The 15,337-nt window shown below is 68.3% G+C and carries 12 protein-coding genes; 2 read left to right on the top strand and 10 right to left on the bottom strand.

What is annotated here, in order from left to right; all coding sequences use genetic code 11:
- Positions 1 to 123: 123 nt before the first annotated feature.
- The 4 genes from KVT39_RS00460 to KVT39_RS00445 form a co-directional block, all read right to left on the bottom strand.
- The gene (locus KVT39_RS00460; RefSeq protein WP_034179686.1) at positions 124 to 1,842 is read right to left on the bottom strand and encodes a cation:proton antiporter; all 1,719 of its coding nucleotides are present in this window, start codon (positions 1,840 to 1,842) and stop codon (positions 124 to 126) included.
- A 207-nt stretch (positions 1,843 to 2,049) separates the two neighbouring features.
- Positions 2,050 to 3,474: a cytochrome c gene (locus KVT39_RS00455; protein WP_217586863.1), complete on the bottom strand. Its 1,425-nt coding sequence runs from the start codon at positions 3,472 to 3,474 to the stop codon at positions 2,050 to 2,052.
- Positions 3,471 to 5,249 carry a GMC family oxidoreductase gene (locus KVT39_RS00450; RefSeq protein WP_217586849.1) on the bottom strand — a complete coding sequence of 593 codons (1,779 nt, stop codon included), beginning with the start codon at positions 5,247 to 5,249 and terminating at the stop codon, positions 3,471 to 3,473. Before KVT39_RS00450 ends, KVT39_RS00455 begins: the two co-directional genes overlap by 4 nt.
- The gene (locus KVT39_RS00445) at positions 5,249 to 5,989 is read right to left on the bottom strand and encodes a gluconate 2-dehydrogenase subunit 3 family protein (protein WP_105389907.1); all 741 of its coding nucleotides are present in this window, start codon (positions 5,987 to 5,989) and stop codon (positions 5,249 to 5,251) included. Before KVT39_RS00445 ends, KVT39_RS00450 begins: the two co-directional genes overlap by 1 nt.
- Positions 5,990 to 6,590: 601 nt before the next feature.
- Here KVT39_RS00445 and KVT39_RS00440 point away from each other — a divergent pair.
- A complete protein-coding gene (locus tag KVT39_RS00440; RefSeq protein WP_131948336.1) occupies positions 6,591 to 7,175 on the top strand; it encodes an RNA 2'-phosphotransferase in 585 nt (194 codons plus the stop codon).
- 12 nt (positions 7,176 to 7,187) lie between these two features.
- Here KVT39_RS00440 and KVT39_RS00435 read toward each other — a convergent pair whose 3' ends face one another.
- On the bottom strand, positions 7,188 to 7,604 hold the full coding sequence (locus tag KVT39_RS00435; protein WP_034179690.1) for a DUF3995 domain-containing protein: 417 nt from the start codon (positions 7,602 to 7,604) through the stop codon (positions 7,188 to 7,190).
- Between the two features lie 322 nt (positions 7,605 to 7,926).
- Here KVT39_RS00435 and ald point away from each other — a divergent pair, with 322 nt between their 5' ends.
- Positions 7,927 to 9,042, top strand: coding sequence for an alanine dehydrogenase (gene ald, locus KVT39_RS00430; protein ID WP_034179691.1), 1,116 nt, complete (start codon positions 7,927 to 7,929; stop codon positions 9,040 to 9,042).
- 39 nt (positions 9,043 to 9,081) lie between these two features.
- Here the strand turns inward: ald and polX are convergent, their stop codons facing one another.
- The 5 genes from polX to KVT39_RS00405 all read right to left on the bottom strand — a co-directional run bounded on the left by polX (position 9,082) and on the right by KVT39_RS00405 (position 15,249).
- Complete coding sequence (gene polX, locus KVT39_RS00425) at positions 9,082 to 10,848, bottom strand: DNA polymerase/3'-5' exonuclease PolX (RefSeq protein WP_217586847.1); 1,767 nt, start codon at positions 10,846 to 10,848, stop codon at positions 9,082 to 9,084.
- A 178-nt stretch (positions 10,849 to 11,026) separates the two neighbouring features.
- Positions 11,027 to 11,419 carry a TraR/DksA C4-type zinc finger protein gene (locus KVT39_RS00420; protein ID WP_034179693.1) on the bottom strand — a complete coding sequence of 131 codons (393 nt, stop codon included), beginning with the start codon at positions 11,417 to 11,419 and terminating at the stop codon, positions 11,027 to 11,029.
- A gap of 305 nt (positions 11,420 to 11,724) precedes the next feature.
- Positions 11,725 to 12,765 carry a glycosyltransferase family 1 protein gene (locus KVT39_RS00415; protein WP_254640320.1) on the bottom strand — a complete coding sequence of 347 codons (1,041 nt, stop codon included), beginning with the start codon at positions 12,763 to 12,765 and terminating at the stop codon, positions 11,725 to 11,727.
- 283 nt (positions 12,766 to 13,048) lie between these two features.
- Positions 13,049 to 14,434 carry an undecaprenyl-phosphate glucose phosphotransferase gene (locus KVT39_RS00410; RefSeq protein ID WP_217586837.1) on the bottom strand — a complete coding sequence of 462 codons (1,386 nt, stop codon included), beginning with the start codon at positions 14,432 to 14,434 and terminating at the stop codon, positions 13,049 to 13,051.
- A 32-nt stretch (positions 14,435 to 14,466) separates the two neighbouring features.
- Positions 14,467 to 15,249, bottom strand: coding sequence for a Crp/Fnr family transcriptional regulator (locus tag KVT39_RS00405; RefSeq protein ID WP_175748506.1), 783 nt, complete (start codon positions 15,247 to 15,249; stop codon positions 14,467 to 14,469).
- Positions 15,250 to 15,337: the final 88 nt, after the last annotated feature.

Below are 15,337 nucleotides of genomic sequence, written 5' to 3'. Positions count from 1 at the left end.
CCGCGCTCCAACTCCGTCCCCCGCTTTCATCCCACTTTCCAGGAGCGCCCCGCATCACTTAAGCGTTCCGGCTGCACACTCCTGCAATTCGTTCGCGCTGCGGGCGGTCTTGCCCGCGCACCGTCAATGCGCCGCCGCTGCTACCGGCTTCACCATCCTGCCGAGCACGTGCTCGGTCATCCCGCGCGCGAGTTCGGTCTCGCCCATGAACACGGTGCCGATGCCCTCGCTCGACAGCAGCGCGGCCTCGTCGCCGCTGTTCGTGCACAGCACGACCTCGAGCGTCGGGTTGAGCGTGCGCGAAATCTCGACGATCTGCCTCACGTCGAACACGTCCGGCAGCGTAACGACCAGCATCCCGGCGCGCGCGATATGCGCCTGCACGAGCACGATCGGCTCGATCGCGTCGCCGGACACGGCCGCGATGCCGTCGGCACGCAGCTTCTCGACGAGCTCGCGGTTCTGCTCGACGACGACATACGCGATCCCGCGCTCGTCCAGCGCATGCGCGATCCGCGTGCCGACCTTGCCGTAACCGACGATCACGACCTGCCCGGTCAGGTGCGTCTGCGGCGTCGACATCGGCAGCGCGGCGAGCGGATCGTCGCGCGCCTCGAGCTTGCGCGCGAACGCCGAATGCTTGCGGATCCACGCGAGCGCCGGATCGATCATCGCGAACAGCAGCGTGTTCATCGCGATCGAGATCAGCGCGACCGCCAGAATCAGGCTCTGCCCCTCGGCCGACAGCAACCCGAGCGCGCGGCCGAGCCCCGCGAGGATGAACGAGAATTCGCCGATCTGCGCGAGGCCCGCGCCGACCGTCAGCGCGGTATTCAGCGGATAGCGGAACGCGATCACGAGCGCGACCGCCGCGAGCGTCTTGCCGACCAGCACGATCGCCGCGACCTCGATCACGTGCAGCGGCTCCTCGATCAGCACCTTCGGGTCGAACAGCATCCCGACCGAGATGAAGAACAGCACCGAGAACGCGTCGCGCAGCGGCAGCGTCTCGTCGGCCGCGCGACGGCTGAATTCCGACTCGCGCATCATCATCCCGGCGAAGAACGCGCCGAGCGCGAACGACACGTCGAACAGTTTCGCCGCGCCGAACGCGATGCCGACCGCGGCCGCGATCATGCACAGCGTGAACAGCTCGCGCGAGCCCGTGCGCGCGACGAGCCACAAAATGCGCGGGAATACGCGCTTGCCGACCACGAGCATCAGCGCGATGAACGCCGCGACCTTCAGCATCGTCACGCCGAGCGTGCCCCACACGCTGCCGCCGGCCGCCTGCACGTCGCCGGGCGGCGTGCCGCCGAGCAGCCCCGCGACGGGCGGCAGCAGCACGAGCACCAGCACCATCACGAGATCCTCGACGACGAGCCAGCCGACCGCGATGCGCCCGTTGACCGTCTCGACGAGCCCGCGCCCTTCGAGCGCGCGCAGCAGCACGACGGTACTCGCGACCGACAGTGCAAGCCCGAACACGAGCGCCGCACCGAGGCTCCAGCCCCATGTGAGCGCGAGCCCGCCGCCTAGCAGCGTCGCGACGGTAATCTGCACGACGGCGCCCGGCAGCGCGATCTTGCGCACCGCGAGCAGGTCGCCGAGCGAGAAATGCAGGCCGACGCCGAACATCAGCAGCATCACGCCGACTTCGGCGAGCTGCTGCGCGAGCGACAGGTCGCCGACGAAACCGGGCGTGCCGGGGCCGATCACGATCCCGGCGAGCAGATAGCCGACGAGCGGCGGCATTTTCAGCAGCGACGCGAGGTAACCGAAGATCATCGCGAGACCGAAACCGGCCGCGAGCAACGCAATCAGGCTGACGTCATGGGGCATCCCCCCTCCCAAGTTCTTGTAACTATTTAGTAAGGTTCAAGATTGGAAGGATAAGGGATGAGGCGGAACAATGGCGCGCCGCCGTGAAAATTTCACGTGGTGGCGCGCCTTTGCGGGGTGCAACCCCGGCGAAACGACAGGCGCCGCGCGGGCTCGGCGGCGCCTTGAAGCGGTTCGGACAGGCGGGGCCGGCGCCCCGCCGCCCCGTCAGCGCGACGCTTGCGGGAACCGCGCGCCCGGCGGCGGTTCGGGGCGGGTCGACGGCACGCTCTTGCGCACCTTCGCGACCTGCGCGGCCGTCACCGGCGCGCCCGTGTTGCCCCAGCTCGTGCGCACGAAGTTCGACACGTCCGCGACTTCCTGGTCCGACAGGCGCCAGCCGAACGGCGGCATCGTGAAGGTCGACGGCGCGGTGTGCGTGCCCTGCAGCGCACTGCCCTCCAGCACGACGTGGATCAGCGACGTCGGATCGCCGCCCTGCACGACCGGGTTGCCGGCGAGCGCCGGGAACACGCGCGTGTAGCCGTTGCCGTCGCTGCGGTGGCACGCCATGCAGTTGTCGCGATAGACGGCCGCGCCCGGCTTGCTCGCGTCGCCGGTCTGCAAGGCCTTTGCGGCAGCCGCGTCGTACACGTGCGGCTGCTCGCCCTGTACGCGCGGCGGCAGCGTCTTCAGGTAGCGCGCGATCGCATTCAGGTCGTCGTCGGTCATGTGCTGCATGCTGTGGCCGACCACGTCCGTCATCCCGCCGAACGCGGCCGTGCGCAGCGTGCGGCCGGTCTTCAGGAACTGCACGATCTCGGTTTCCGTCCACGTGCCGAGCCCGGTGCGCGGCTCGCCGCGCAGGCTGGTCGGCACCCAGCCGTCGATCGCCGCGCCGCCGGCCAGGAAGTCCGGGCCGTCCGCGTCGGTCAGCCCGCGCTCCTGCATCGTCGGCGCGCGCGGCGTGTGGCATGCGCCGCAGTGGCCGAGACCCTGCACGAGATACGCGCCGCGTGCGGCCACCGGGTCGGTGTACGGCGCCGCGTCGAACGGCTTCGGCGACGGCGCGAACATCTTGCGCCAGATCCCGAGCGGCCAGCGCATCGACAGCGGCCACACGATGTCGACCGCGCGGTTCTCGTGCTCGACGGGCGCGACGCCGTGCATGAAGTACGCGTACAGCGCCTTCATGTCGTCGTCGGTGAGGCGCGCATACGACGGGAACGGCATGGCCGGATACATCGTGTCGCCGTTCTTGCGCACGCCCTCGCGCACCGCGCGGGTGAAGTTCTCGAACGTCCAGCCGCCAAGCCCGGTTTTCGGGTCCGGCGTGATGTTCGTCGAATAGATTGCGCCGATCGGCGTGTCGAACTTCAGTCCGCCCGCGAACGGCTTTCCGCCGCTCGCGGTGTGGCACGCGATGCAGTCTCCCGCGCGGGCCAGGTATTCGCCGCGCTTGACGAGGTCCGCGTCGGCGGATCGGGCCGCGGGCGCGGCCGCCGGGCCCGAAGCCGCCGCGGGCGCGACCGCCGGTTGCGCGAAAGCCGCGGTGGCCGCGAAGCCGAACGCGGCCCAGGCCGCGCCGGCCGCCAGCGCGCGCCGCACCGGGGAAAGGCGGCGCGCGGCGTTGTGGTTCATCGTCCTCTTCATGCGGTCACCAGCGGGGCGGGATTTTTCAGGTATTGCTCGCGGATCGCGCGTGCCGACCAGTAGGCCAGCGCCGCGATGATCCCGGTCGGGTTGTAGCCGATGCCCTGCGGCAGCGCCGACGCGCCCATCACGAACACGTTGTGCACGTCCCAGCACTGCAGGTAGCGGTTCAGCACGCTCGTCTTCGGGTCGGTGCCCATGATCGCGCCGCCGACGAGGTGGGTCGTCTGGTACGCGCGCGAATCGAAGTGCTTGCCGAACTCGCGCGTCGACACGCCGATCGCCTTCGGCCCCATCGCCTCCGCGATCTTCTTCATCTGCCCGGTCACGTACTGCGCCATCCTGATGTCGTTGTCCTTCCAGTCGAAGGTCATCCGCAAGAGCGGCTGGCCGTACGAATCGCGATAGGTCGGATCGAGGTCGAGATACACGTCGCGGTACGACATGTTCGTGCCGTGCGCGTCCATCGAGATCGTGTGTGCGTAGTAATCCTTGACGGATTTCTTCCACGCCGAACCCCACTGCGGCGTGCCGGGCGGCGTCGCGATGCCGCTGATCGGCTTCGCGCCGGCCTGGTTCACCCACAGCGGCGAGCCGCCGACGAAGCCGAGCGGGCCGTGGTCGAAGTTGTCCGCGTTGAAGTCGTCCACAGCGACGCCGTTGCCGCCCGCGCCGATGAACGGGTTCGTGTAGGTGTCCTTGTCGAAGAATGCCTTGATCGTCGACAGGTTCTGGTACGCGAAATTGCGGCCCACGACGCCTTCGCCGGAGATCGGGTCGTACGGCTTGCCGATGCCCGACAGCAGCAGCAGGTGCACGTTGTGGTACTGGAACGCGGCGACGATCACGAGATCGGCCGGCTGGTGCACTTCGCGTCCGGCCGGGTCGACGTAGGTGACGCCCGTCGCGCGTTTCTTCGTGTCGTCGAGGTCGACGCGCAGCACGTGGCACTTCGAGCGCAGCTCGAAGTTCGGCGCCTGCTTCAGCGCGGGCAGGATGTTCAGGTTCGGCGACGCCTTCGAGTACATGTAGCACGCGTAGCCGCTGCAGTAGCCGCAGAAGTTGCACGGGCCCATCTGCACGCCGTACGGGTTCGTGTACGGGCCCGACGTGTTCGCCGACGGCAGCCGGTACGGATGCAGGCCGAGCGACTGCGCCGCATCGAAGAAGCGCTGCGCCGAATAGGTATTGAGCTGCGCGGGCAACGGGAAGTTGTTGCTGCGGTTCGCCTCGAACACGTTGCCGTCGCCGACCACCTTGCCGCCGACCTTGTACGCCTGCCCCGACGTGCCGAACACCTTCTCGGCGAAATCGAAATGCGGCTCGAGCTCGTCGTAGCTGACGCCGGTGTCCTGGATCGTCATCCCTGCGGGGATGAACTTCTTGCCGTAGCGCTCTTCATAGTGGCTGCGCAGGCGCAGTTCTTCCGGCGTGATCCGGAAGTGCACGCCCGACCAGTGCAGCCCCGCGCCGCCGACGCCCTCGCCCGGCAGGAACGCGGCGAGCTGCCGGTACGGCAGCGCGGTGTCCTGCACGCCGTGGCGGATCGATACGGTCGTCTTCGACAGGTCGACGAACAGCTTCTTGCGGACGTTGTAGGTCAACTCGTCGATCGTGTTCGGATACGCGCCGTCCGGATAGGTGTCGCGATACTCGCCGCGCTCGAGCGCGACGACCTTCAAGCCCGCTTCGGTCAGTTCCTTCGCGAGAATCGCGCCGGTCCAGCCGAAGCCGACGATCACCGCATCGACATGCGGTTTTTTCTCTGCGGCCATCAGGTGCGCTCCCCGTTGATCGAGACGGGGCCGTACGGATAGGGCTTGCCGTTCTGGTTGACGAAATCCATGAAGTCCGCGCGCGCGCCCGGAAAGCCGATCATCTTCCACGCGGCCATGTCGTGATTGCCGCCGTGAACCGGATCGCAGAAGTAGCCTTCGCGCGTGTTCTGCAGCAGTTGGCCGAAGAACACGCCGGGCGGCACGTCGTCGATCTGCGCGCCGCCCTTCTCCAGCGCGCCGAGCACGGTGTCGCGCGTCGGCGCGTCGAGATCCGCGAACGCGTTGCCGTGGGCCTTTTCGCAATAGCGGTTGACGGCCGCGATGCCGAGCCGGTAGATGTCGCGCGGCACGAGCTTCAACTGGTAGCCGAGCTCGGGCACGCCCTGCTGAAACGGCCCCTGCATGTACCACGTCGCGCCGTGCGCATACGGCGTCTCCATCTGGCGGTCGATGAATTCGGGCACGCCCGATTCGAGCGCGCCGGGGCCTTCGGCATCGGCCGGAATCAGCCGGTCGACGGCAGCCTGGACGAACGCCCACTCCTTCGCATCGAAGAAGGTCGGCTTGTACGGGGCGCGTTCGGCGCTGGCGGAAGCGGCGGGCGCGTTGCCGGCCGTCGTCGCGGATGGCGACGACGCGCGCAGGTCGCAGCCGGCGACCGACGCGATCGGCACGAGCGCGACCGACGTGCGCAGGAAACGGCGGCGCGAGTTGGGTTTGTCAGGTGGCGTGGACATGGTCGGATGTTGATCGTTGGGGATCGGGGGCCGGACGCGCGCATTCCGCATGCGGCGGGTCCGGCACGGCAGCCATGCCGCATGCGGCTGGCCGTCCTGTTCATTCGTGTGTTGCGAACAACCTCGATGCGGGCGCCGGCCGCGCAATGCGCGACGGCGCCTTCATGCAGCCGCGTGCGTTGCCGGTTCCTCCGGCGGCGCGGATCGACCTCTTCGCGGGCCTGATCGTCGGACAAATACCGGCCTGTCGGCCTGGCTCTGCCCGCCATCGCCATGACCGTGATTCAACCTGGACGCCGCGTTTGCCGCAGCAAGCGCGACGCGCACTGGCCCTCTTTCGGGTCCGGCGACGAGTGCCGCGAATTATATATGGAACCGGTTCCATTGCTAGATGGTTCGATGCAATTCAATGCATCGAAAATTGCAACAATTGAAAAATCCGGAACCCGGAATGCGCAAGGATGGCGCGCTCGCCGGCCGAGCCGCACGCCGGGCAGGCGATCGGCCTGCGTCGGGCGGAGCCGACGGCTGTCTCTTTCCAGCCACGCGGCGCAACGCGCCGGTGCCGGTTTGCACCGCGGTCTGGTAGCCTCCGCGTCTCATGAATACACAGAAGAACAAACCGCTGGCGCCCGACGCGATCAGCATCAGCAAATACCTGAGCTACCTGCTGCGCCACGAACCGCAGGCGATCGGCCTGCAACTCGACCCGGAAGGCTGGGCCGGCATCGACGAACTAATTGCCTGCGCCGCCCGCCACGGGCGCCAACTCGATCGCGCGACGATCGAAACCGTCTGCGCGACCAGCGACAAGCAGCGCTTCGCCCTCTCCGACGATGGCCAACGCATCCGCGCGGTACAAGGCCATTCGACATCCGTCGTGCAACGCCGGTATCCGGCCGCGCAGCCGCCCGAGCGCCTCTATCACGGCACCGCGACGCGCTTCCTGGATTCGATTCGGGCGCAAGGGCTGAAACCCGGCGCCCGTCATCACGTGCATCTGTCGCCGGACATCCGGACTGCATTGGCCGTCGGCACACGCTACGGCGTGCCCGCGATTCTCGAAGTCGATGCGCAGCGCATGCACCGGCAAGGCCATACGTTCTTCGTCGCCGAAAACGGCGTATGGCTGACCGATGCCGTGCCGGCCGAATATCTCACGCAGATCGACACGCCGGCGCGCTGAGCCGTACGCCGTTCACCACGGCCAGAACATCGACGCGAGGGATAGCGCAAGCGCCGCGCAAAGCGGCGAGTAATACAGCGTGTCCATCCGCGCGAAACGCGACCCGCGAACCCGCTTGAAGAAGCCGACATAGCGGAAATCGCCGACGGCCCGCACCGCGAAGATCAATGCGAGCGCAACGACCGCGAATGCGATCGTGCCGGGATACGTGTTCCGCCCCAACCAGCCGGCACGCGCGGCGACCACGCATGCGCCGGCCAGCAGCGCCGCCGCGATGGCAAACGTGCCGACGGCGGTCGGCCGCAGCAGCGGCATGCCGTCCTGTTCCGGAATGGCCGCACGCTTGCCGAGCCGCCCGCCAAACGCCCAGTAGGCGTGAACGAGCGCGATCGCGCAAAGCGTCGGCACGCTGAAATACGCGCCGGTCATGTCGGTAAATGTCCTCGTCTCGTTGTCTCGTCGTTTTGCCGGAAGATTCCGGCACGCGGCCCCGGCCCGCGACACGCAAGACGATACCGAAACCCGGCAGTGCGCGCATTGCGACGTCCGGTCGCAACCCGCCGCATTGCGTGCTGCGGTGCAATGCGCACGCATCGTCGTGCCGGCCGCCCGCTTGACTTCCCTCAACGCACTACTACGCTGGTATTCCAGTACTGCAGTCGGCATGCCCCTGCGCAACCGGCCGCACGCGCATCGTTCGCCGCGCGGCGCACATGCACGACAACGATAACGAAGGCCATGGAGGCGACTCATGCTGATCGGTGTGCCGAAGGAGATCAAGAACCACGAATACCGCGTCGGCCTCACGCCGGCCGGCGCGCGCGAACTCACGCGGCACGGCCATGCCGTGCTCGTCCAGCGCGGCGCGGGCACGGCGATCGGCCTGCTCGACAACGACTACACAGCCGCAGGCGCATCGCTGTGCGACGGCGCCGACGAAATCTTCGCGCGCGCCGACATGATCATCAAGGTCAAGGAGCCGCAGCCGGCCGAATGCGCGATGCTGCGGCGCGGCCAGATTCTCTATACCTACCTGCATCTCGCGCCCGATCCCGAACAGGCGGCCGCGCTCGTGAAGTCAGGCGCCGTCTGCATCGCGTATGAAACCGTCACGGCGCCCGGCGGCGGCCTGCCGCTGCTCGCGCCGATGAGCGAGGTGGCGGGACGCATGTCGATCCAGGTCGCGGCGACCCACCTCGAAAGCCCGCGCGGCGGCCGCGGCGTGCTGATGGCCGGCGTGCCCGGCGTGCCGGCCGCGCATGTCGTCGTGCTCGGCGCGGGCGTGGTGGGAACCGGTGCGCTGCAGATGGCGGTCGGCCTCGGCGCGCGCGTCACCGTGCTCGACAACAACGTGAACCGCTTGCGTCAGCTCGACCTCGTCTTCGCCAACCGGATCACGACCGTCTGCTCGAATGCGCATACGATCGACGAAGCCGTGCGCGAAGCCGACGTCGTGATCGGCGCGGTGCTCGTGCCCGGCGCGTCGGCGCCGCGGCTCGTCACGCGCGACATGATCGCGACGATGCGCACGGGCGCCGTCGTCGTCGATGTCGCGATCGACCAGGGCGGCTGCTTCGAGACATCGCATGCGACAACGCATGCGGACCCGACCTTCGTCGTCGACGGCGTCGTGCACTACTGCGTCGCAAACATGCCCGGTGCGGTCGCGCGCACGTCGACCTTCGCGCTGAACAACGCGACGCTCGGGCATGCGCTCGCGCTCGCCGACAAGGGCTGGAAGCAGGCGATGGCCGACGATCCGCACCTGCGCGCGGGCCTGAACGTCTGCAACGGACACATCACGTACGAAGCGGTCGCGCTGGCGCTCGGCCTGCCTTATGTGCCGGCCGCCGGCGTGCTGGCGTGACATGAACGCACGGCTGGCAGCACGCGTTGCCAGCCGTCTTCACGCGCCCTTCGACCGGCTCCGCTTCGACCCGCCGCCCCCACCCATCGTGCGCGCGAGCAGCGGCCGCAGTTGCGCGAGCGTGCGCGTGTTGAGCACGTCCGGCCGCGTGAGCCAGCCGCGTCGCGCCTGATCGACGCCGTACGCGAGGTTGTCGAGTTCGTCCGCGCTGCACGCATCCGAGCCGATCGCGACCGGCACGCCGGCCTTCGCGGCCTCGCGGCACCAGATGTCCGGCAGGTCGAACCGCCGCGGCTGCGCATCGAGTTCGACGAAGCAGCCGCGCGCTGCGGCCTGCGCGATCACGCGCGGCACGTCGAGCTCGCTTGCGTCGCGCTCGCCGAGCAGGCGGCCGGTCGGGTGCGCGAGTATCGTGAAATGCGGATGGTCCATCGCGCGCAGCATGCGATCGGTCTGCGCGGCGCGCGACAGGTCGAAGCCGTCGCGTACCGCGCCGACGACCAGATCGAGCCGGCCGAGCATCGCGTCGGGCATGTCGAGACTGCCGTCCTCGAGAATGCCGGCTTCCACGCCCTTGAGCAGCACGAAATCGTCGAACGACGCATTGATGCGATCGATCTCGTCGAGCTGCCGCGCGAGCCACTCGAAGGTGTTGCGGCCGCCGCCGGCAGGCGGTGCCCGGTCGGTGACGGCCAGGTACGCGAGCCCGCGTGCGCGCGCCGCGTCGGCCATCGCACGCAGGCCGTCGCGGCCGGCCGACGCGTTCGTATGCGCATGCAGGTCGCCGTGGATCTGCTTGCGCTCGACCAGCGCCGGCAGCGTGCCCGCGCGCGATGCGTCGATCTCGCCGCGATTCTCGCGCAGTTCGGGCGGCACGACGTGCAGCCCGATTGCATCGTAGACCGACGCCTCCGTCGTGCCGGCAATCCGCTCGTCGCCGCGAAACACGCCGTATTCGTTGATCTTCAACCCGCCGGCCTGCGCGATCCTGCGCAGCGCGATGTTGTGCGCCTTCGATCCGGTGAAGTAGACGAGCGCCGCGCCGAACGCATCGGCGTCGACGACGCGCAGGTCGACCTGCAACCCGCTGTCGAGCACGACGCTCGACTTCGTCTTGCCGTGCGCGAGCACGCGCGCCACCTTGTCATAGCCGACGAACGCGTCGGCGACCGCAACCGGATCGCGTGCAGTGGCGAGAATGTCGAGATCGCCGACCGTCTCGCGGCGGCGGCGAAAACTGCCGGCCGGCACGACCTTGCCGACGCCTGCCACCGCGCGCAGGCGTTCGAGCAACGGCGTCAGCGCTTGCTCGGCAGCCGGCAGCAGGAAACGCTGCGGTTCGCGCTGCAGGCGATCGTCGATCGCTTCGAGCAGATGCGCTTCGGTTTTCGCGCCGAAGCCCGGCAACTCGCGCACGTGCCCGCTCTTCGCTTCGACGCGTAGCTGTTCGAGCGAATCGACGTGCAGTGCGTCATGCAGCGCCTTCACGCGCTTCGCGCCGAGCCCCGGTACGTCGAGCAGCTCGACGATCGCGCCCGGCAGCGCGTGGCGCAGTGTTTGCTGCAGTTCGCAGGTGCCGGTCGCGGCGATCTCGCGCAGCTTCGACGCGAGATCGGCCCCGATCGACGGAATCTTCCCGAGATCGTCGCCGTTCGCGATCATCGTCGGAATATCGCGCCCGTAGTCGGCAACCGTCCGTGCGGCGTTGCGGTAGGCACGCACGCGGAACGGATTGGCGCCCTGGATTTCGAGCATGTCCGCGATCTCGGCGAACACGGCCGCGCACTCGGCATTGTGGATCGGCATGGTCGGCGTGGCTCCCTTCCACGTGGATGGCGCCGCACGCGTGCGCGACGGCGTCTGCCCGCCCGGCGCCGCATGTCGACGCCGCCGGGCGCCCGTTCGTCATCCTACGCCGGCCGCGCATCGCGTGCAGCGCGTGCAGCACGAAAACGGGATCGGGATTGCGACCACGACCGCGACGTCAGAGCGATGCGCGCGGTGTCGTCGCGTAGCGTCGCTCGTAGACCGACTGGCAGTGCGTGCAGCGCTCGGCGGTCGGGCGCGCGAGCAGGCGCTCATAGTCGACCGGTGCATCGCAATCGATGCATTCGCCGTAGCTGCCGTCGCGCATCCGCAGTTGTGCGCGTCCGATCGCACGCAGTTCGGTCAGCTTCATGCCGATCAACGCATGATCGACGTCGACGAACAGATCCGCGTTCGCCTCGTCGCCCTCGTCCGGCGACGCGCCGGCAAGATCTGCATAGGATTCCGACGCGCGCTGGTCTTCGCTCGTGCGGATCTCCGCACGCAGCGTCTGCTCGCTCTCTTTCAGCCGCTGTTGCAGCATCTGCCGTTGTTGTTGGTCGAGCGCCATGGCCGTCTCTCCTGTTCCGGGTTCCGCGCGGAAAGTGTGGCGCGCGGTGTCGCGCCGGTGCGCGGCGGATAGACACGACCGGCGCCGCCGCGCCCGGATATGCGCCCGGACGCATGCAGCGCCGGATGCATTCGACGCAGGATAAACCCATTGAACACGCGTGTGTTGACCGGAATCAGCGCGGCGCTCGCCGCATGCTTGCGGAAACTGGGGACGGACGCGAAAACGCGCCATCGCCGGATTCGTCTGATGCAAACGCCGCGAAGGATCGCTCGATCCGCAGCGCAACATGACGTCATCGCACGTCAGGCATCGGCACGAACGATATCGAGCAACGCACGCGCCGAGCGCTGCCAGCTGTAACGCTGCGCATGCTCGCGGCCCATCGTGCTCAGCCGCGCACGCAGTTCAGGATCGTCCATCACGCGCGCGATCGACGCCGCGATATCCGGCGGCGAATACGCATCGCAGAACAATGCCGCTCCGCTGCAGACTTCCGGGAGTGCGCCCTCGTGCGACACGACGACGGGGCAGCCGCACCGCATCGCCTCGAGCGGCGGCAGCCCGAACCCTTCGTACAACGATGGAAAGACGAAGCAGCCGGCATGCTCGTACAGCGCCTTCAGTTCGCCGTCGGTCACGTAGCCGGCCCACGTGATGCACGGGTCGTCTTCGCGCAAGCCGGCCGCCCGTGCGCCGAAGATCTTCGCATTGGCGCCGCCCGCGATCACGAAGCGCAACGTCGGATGCGACTCGCGCATCAGCGCGATCGCGGCAAGCGCGCGCACGAGATTCTTGCCGGGTGCGAGCGACCCGACGAACAGCACGTAGCGGTCCGTCTCCAGATTCAGCCGCGACAGCACGCCGGGGTCGGCGTCGATCCGGTCGATATGATCGACTGCGCCCGGCACGACCGACAGGCGTGCGGGCGGCACGCCAAGCCGCGCGGCCAGCCGCGCCCGCGAAAAATGCGAGACCGTCACGATATGGCGCGCGCGCCGCTTCAGGATCGAGAACGCAAAGCGATACCACAGACGGAACGCGAGCGAATAACCGGCCGGCAGATCGAAAATCGCCGCATCGTGAATCATCAGCAGTTGATCGCGCTTCGCCAGCGGCCCGATGTTGCACAGGCTGAGCAAGGTCCGGCCGCGCGTCGTGCGCGGCAGCGTCCATTGTTCCCAGAGCGCGCCGTGGCGGCGACCGGAAGTCTGCGACCGCGCGCCGACCGGCAATGCCGCCGGATCGTGATCGGACGGCACGACCAGCGCCGGCGCATCGTCGGCGTTCGCGATGCGCGCGAGCTCGGCCGTCAGTTCGTATGCCACCCGCTGAACGCCCGTCATGCGCTGCGCAGTGAATTTTCCGTTGATTGCGAGGCCGCGCAACCGCGCGGTGTGCGCGGCTGTGCCGACGCCCCGTTTCGCGCGCGCTTCCTGCAATACCGGTGCGCCTCGCTCCCGAATCGACGTTGACATGATCGTGACTGTTCCGATGGCTGCGGCGCGATTGCGCCGCCGGACACCCCGTTGCGCGGGATGCTGCTGTGCCGTCAGTGTGTCCGCCGCCTGCGATCCGGTCGGTACGTTCGACCGCACAACGCACCGCTTTCCGGACGATTCGCGATCCTCAGAAAGCGTTGCGCCCGATGAAGCCGCGCACGACCGTCAACAGGATGATCTTCATGTCGAACCAGAAGCTCCAGTTCTGCATGTAGAACAGATCGAACTTCACGCGCGCGGCCATCGCCTCGACCTTGCGCGTCTCGCCGCGATAGCCGTTCACCTGTGCCCATCCGGTGATGCCGGGCCGCACGCGGTAGCGGTACATGTAGCAGTCGATCAGCTGCCGGTAGAAGTCGTCGTGCTCGATCGCATGCGGACGCGGCCCGACGACCGACATCTGCCCGAACAGCACGTTGAAGAACTGCGGCAGCTCGTCAAGCGACGTGCGCCGCAGGAACGCGCCGACGCGCGTGATGCGCGAATCGTTGCGCGACGCCTGCCGCAGGACGCCCGGCTGCACGCGATGCACGCGCATCGTCCTGAACTTCAGGATGTCGAACTCGCGACCGTCGACACCCTTGCGGCGCTGCCTGAACAGCACGGGCCCCGGCGATGACAGCTTGACCGCGATCGCCAGCATCGACAGCAGCGGCAGCAACGGAATCAGCACGCCGAACGCGAACAGCCGGTCGAACGCGAACTTCGCCCACAGCTCCGGCGCGGAGCGCGGCGTGGTCGCGAGATTGATCGCCGGCATGCCGAGCACGTCGGTTGCCGAGCGATCGACGACGGCCATCTGCCGCACGTCGGGCAACAGCCGCAACTCGACGAATTCGTCGCGCAGCTCGCGCACGATGCGCTGGATCCGCCATTCGTGCGACATCGGCAGCGTGAGCCACACCTCGTCGATCGCGCCGCCGCGAATCATGTCGCGCAACGCATTCCAGTCGTCGATCACTGGCACGCCGCCGATGCCGCCGGCGGCGGCCGGCGCATCGTCGTCGAATACGCAGGCCGCGACGAACGGGCCATTCGATGCAAGCTGCATCCGCTCGATCGCGACGCGCCCGTACGCGGTTGCGCCGACAACGGCGACACGGCGCTGCCGCGCGCGCGGGTCGTCACGCGTCAGCGCGAGCGCCAGCAGCGCAGCGCGGCCGAGCAGCAGCGCCGCGTCGCCGGACAGCACCGTGCGCACGATCCAGCGTGTCGTGACCGTGCCGCCGCGGTTCATGATCCACATCGTGGCCGCCACCGTCAGCACGCTCGCGCAGACGACGGCCACCATCGTTTGCGTCAGTACGTGCGTGCCGCCATGCGGCGCCACGCCGCCGCGCACGGTGCGCAGGTAACGCGGCAGCAGCGCCACGGTCAACACGCACAGCAGCGCGATCGCACCGCGCTGCGCATCGGACAGCTCGCGCCACGCAAGGCCCGACGCCGCCTGCGCAGCGAGCGCCCCCGCCAGCACGAGCAAGACGTCGGCCGCCGCGATCGCGGCACGCCGCATCGTAGTCGTTCCACCGGACCTCGACTGCATCGTCACGCACCGTGTGCCGGGAAACCGCAACGTACCTCCTGGATGCGGGGGCGCACCGGAGTCGACCGCGCATTCCCGCGCGTGCCGAGCAAGCGGCGATAGTCGGCACGAATCAGGTCGTAGCATTCGCACGCGTGATGTTCGAGGCCGTCGCGGTCGAGCACCGTGATGCGGCCGCGGCGCTGCCGGATCAGCCCGGCTTCCTGCAGGTTGCCGGCCGCTTCCGTCACGCCTTCGCGCCGCACGCCAAGCATGTTCGCGATCGTTTGCTGCGTGACGGCCAGCTCGTCGCCGTCGATCCGGTCGTGCGCCAGCAGCAGCCAGCGGCTGAGCTGCTCGCTGACCGAGTGATGCCGGTTGCACAGCGCGCTGCGTGAGATCTGCGCCATCGCCGCCTGGCAGTAGTTGAGCAGCAGACGGTAAGTCTCGGGCGACCGCTCGAATTCGGCGCGCATCACGCAGGTCGGTACGCGATAGGCCATGCCGCCGATGCGCACCTCGACCCGGTTCGACGCGGCGACACCGCCGACCAGCGTGCCAAGCCCGACCACGCCCTCGCGGCCGACCACCGCCACCTCGACCATCGCACCGTCCTCCATCAGGTGCTGCACCGACATCATTGCCGTCGTCGGGAAATGCAGATGGCGCATCGGCTCGCCGACCCGGTCGAGCATGCCGGCCTTGATCCTGACCAGTTCGAGGTGCGGTGCGATGGTGCGGATGCTGTCCTCCGGGAGGGCATCGAGGATGGCATTCGCCGAGTAGCTCAAGTGAAGATGAAGCATGTCTGTATCCCTTTTATGTCCGCGCCGCGTGCAGCCGCATGCACGGAACTCGTTATCGCCATGCGTGCCCGGACGCTCACAGCGGTTG

The sequence above is a fragment of the Burkholderia sp. GbtcB21 genome (genome assembly GCF_019091065.1).
GTDB classification, from domain to species: domain Bacteria; phylum Pseudomonadota; class Gammaproteobacteria; order Burkholderiales; family Burkholderiaceae; genus Burkholderia; species Burkholderia pyrrocinia_C.
Note: the sequence above shows the minus strand (reverse complement) of the source record. Positions and strands in the feature narration are given on the sequence as shown.

What these genes read in the sequence shown, in the direction of transcription:
- KVT39_RS00460 (WP_034179686.1), bottom strand. Translation starts at nt 1,842, where the DNA reads ATGCCCCATGACGTCAGCCTGATTGCGTTGCTCGCGGCCGGTTTCGGT.
- KVT39_RS00455 (WP_217586863.1), bottom strand. Translation starts at nt 3,474, where the DNA reads ATGAAGAGGACGATGAACCACAACGCCGCGCGCCGCCTTTCCCCGGTG.
- KVT39_RS00450 (WP_217586849.1), bottom strand. Translation starts at nt 5,249, where the DNA reads ATGGCCGCAGAGAAAAAACCGCATGTCGATGCGGTGATCGTCGGCTTC.
- KVT39_RS00445 (WP_105389907.1), bottom strand. Translation starts at nt 5,989, where the DNA reads ATGTCCACGCCACCTGACAAACCCAACTCGCGCCGCCGTTTCCTGCGC.
- KVT39_RS00440 (WP_131948336.1), top strand. Translation starts at nt 6,591, where the DNA reads ATGAATACACAGAAGAACAAACCGCTGGCGCCCGACGCGATCAGCATC.
- KVT39_RS00435 (WP_034179690.1), bottom strand. Translation starts at nt 7,604, where the DNA reads ATGACCGGCGCGTATTTCAGCGTGCCGACGCTTTGCGCGATCGCGCTC.
- ald (WP_034179691.1), top strand. Translation starts at nt 7,927, where the DNA reads ATGCTGATCGGTGTGCCGAAGGAGATCAAGAACCACGAATACCGCGTC.
- polX (WP_217586847.1), bottom strand. Translation starts at nt 10,848, where the DNA reads ATGCCGATCCACAATGCCGAGTGCGCGGCCGTGTTCGCCGAGATCGCG.
- KVT39_RS00420 (WP_034179693.1), bottom strand. Translation starts at nt 11,419, where the DNA reads ATGGCGCTCGACCAACAACAACGGCAGATGCTGCAACAGCGGCTGAAA.
- KVT39_RS00415 (WP_254640320.1), bottom strand. Translation starts at nt 12,765, where the DNA reads ATGACGGGCGTTCAGCGGGTGGCATACGAACTGACGGCCGAGCTCGCG.
- KVT39_RS00410 (WP_217586837.1), bottom strand. Translation starts at nt 14,434, where the DNA reads ATGCGGCGTGCCGCGATCGCGGCGGCCGACGTCTTGCTCGTGCTGGCG.
- KVT39_RS00405 (WP_175748506.1), bottom strand. Translation starts at nt 15,249, where the DNA reads ATGCTTCATCTTCACTTGAGCTACTCGGCGAATGCCATCCTCGATGCC.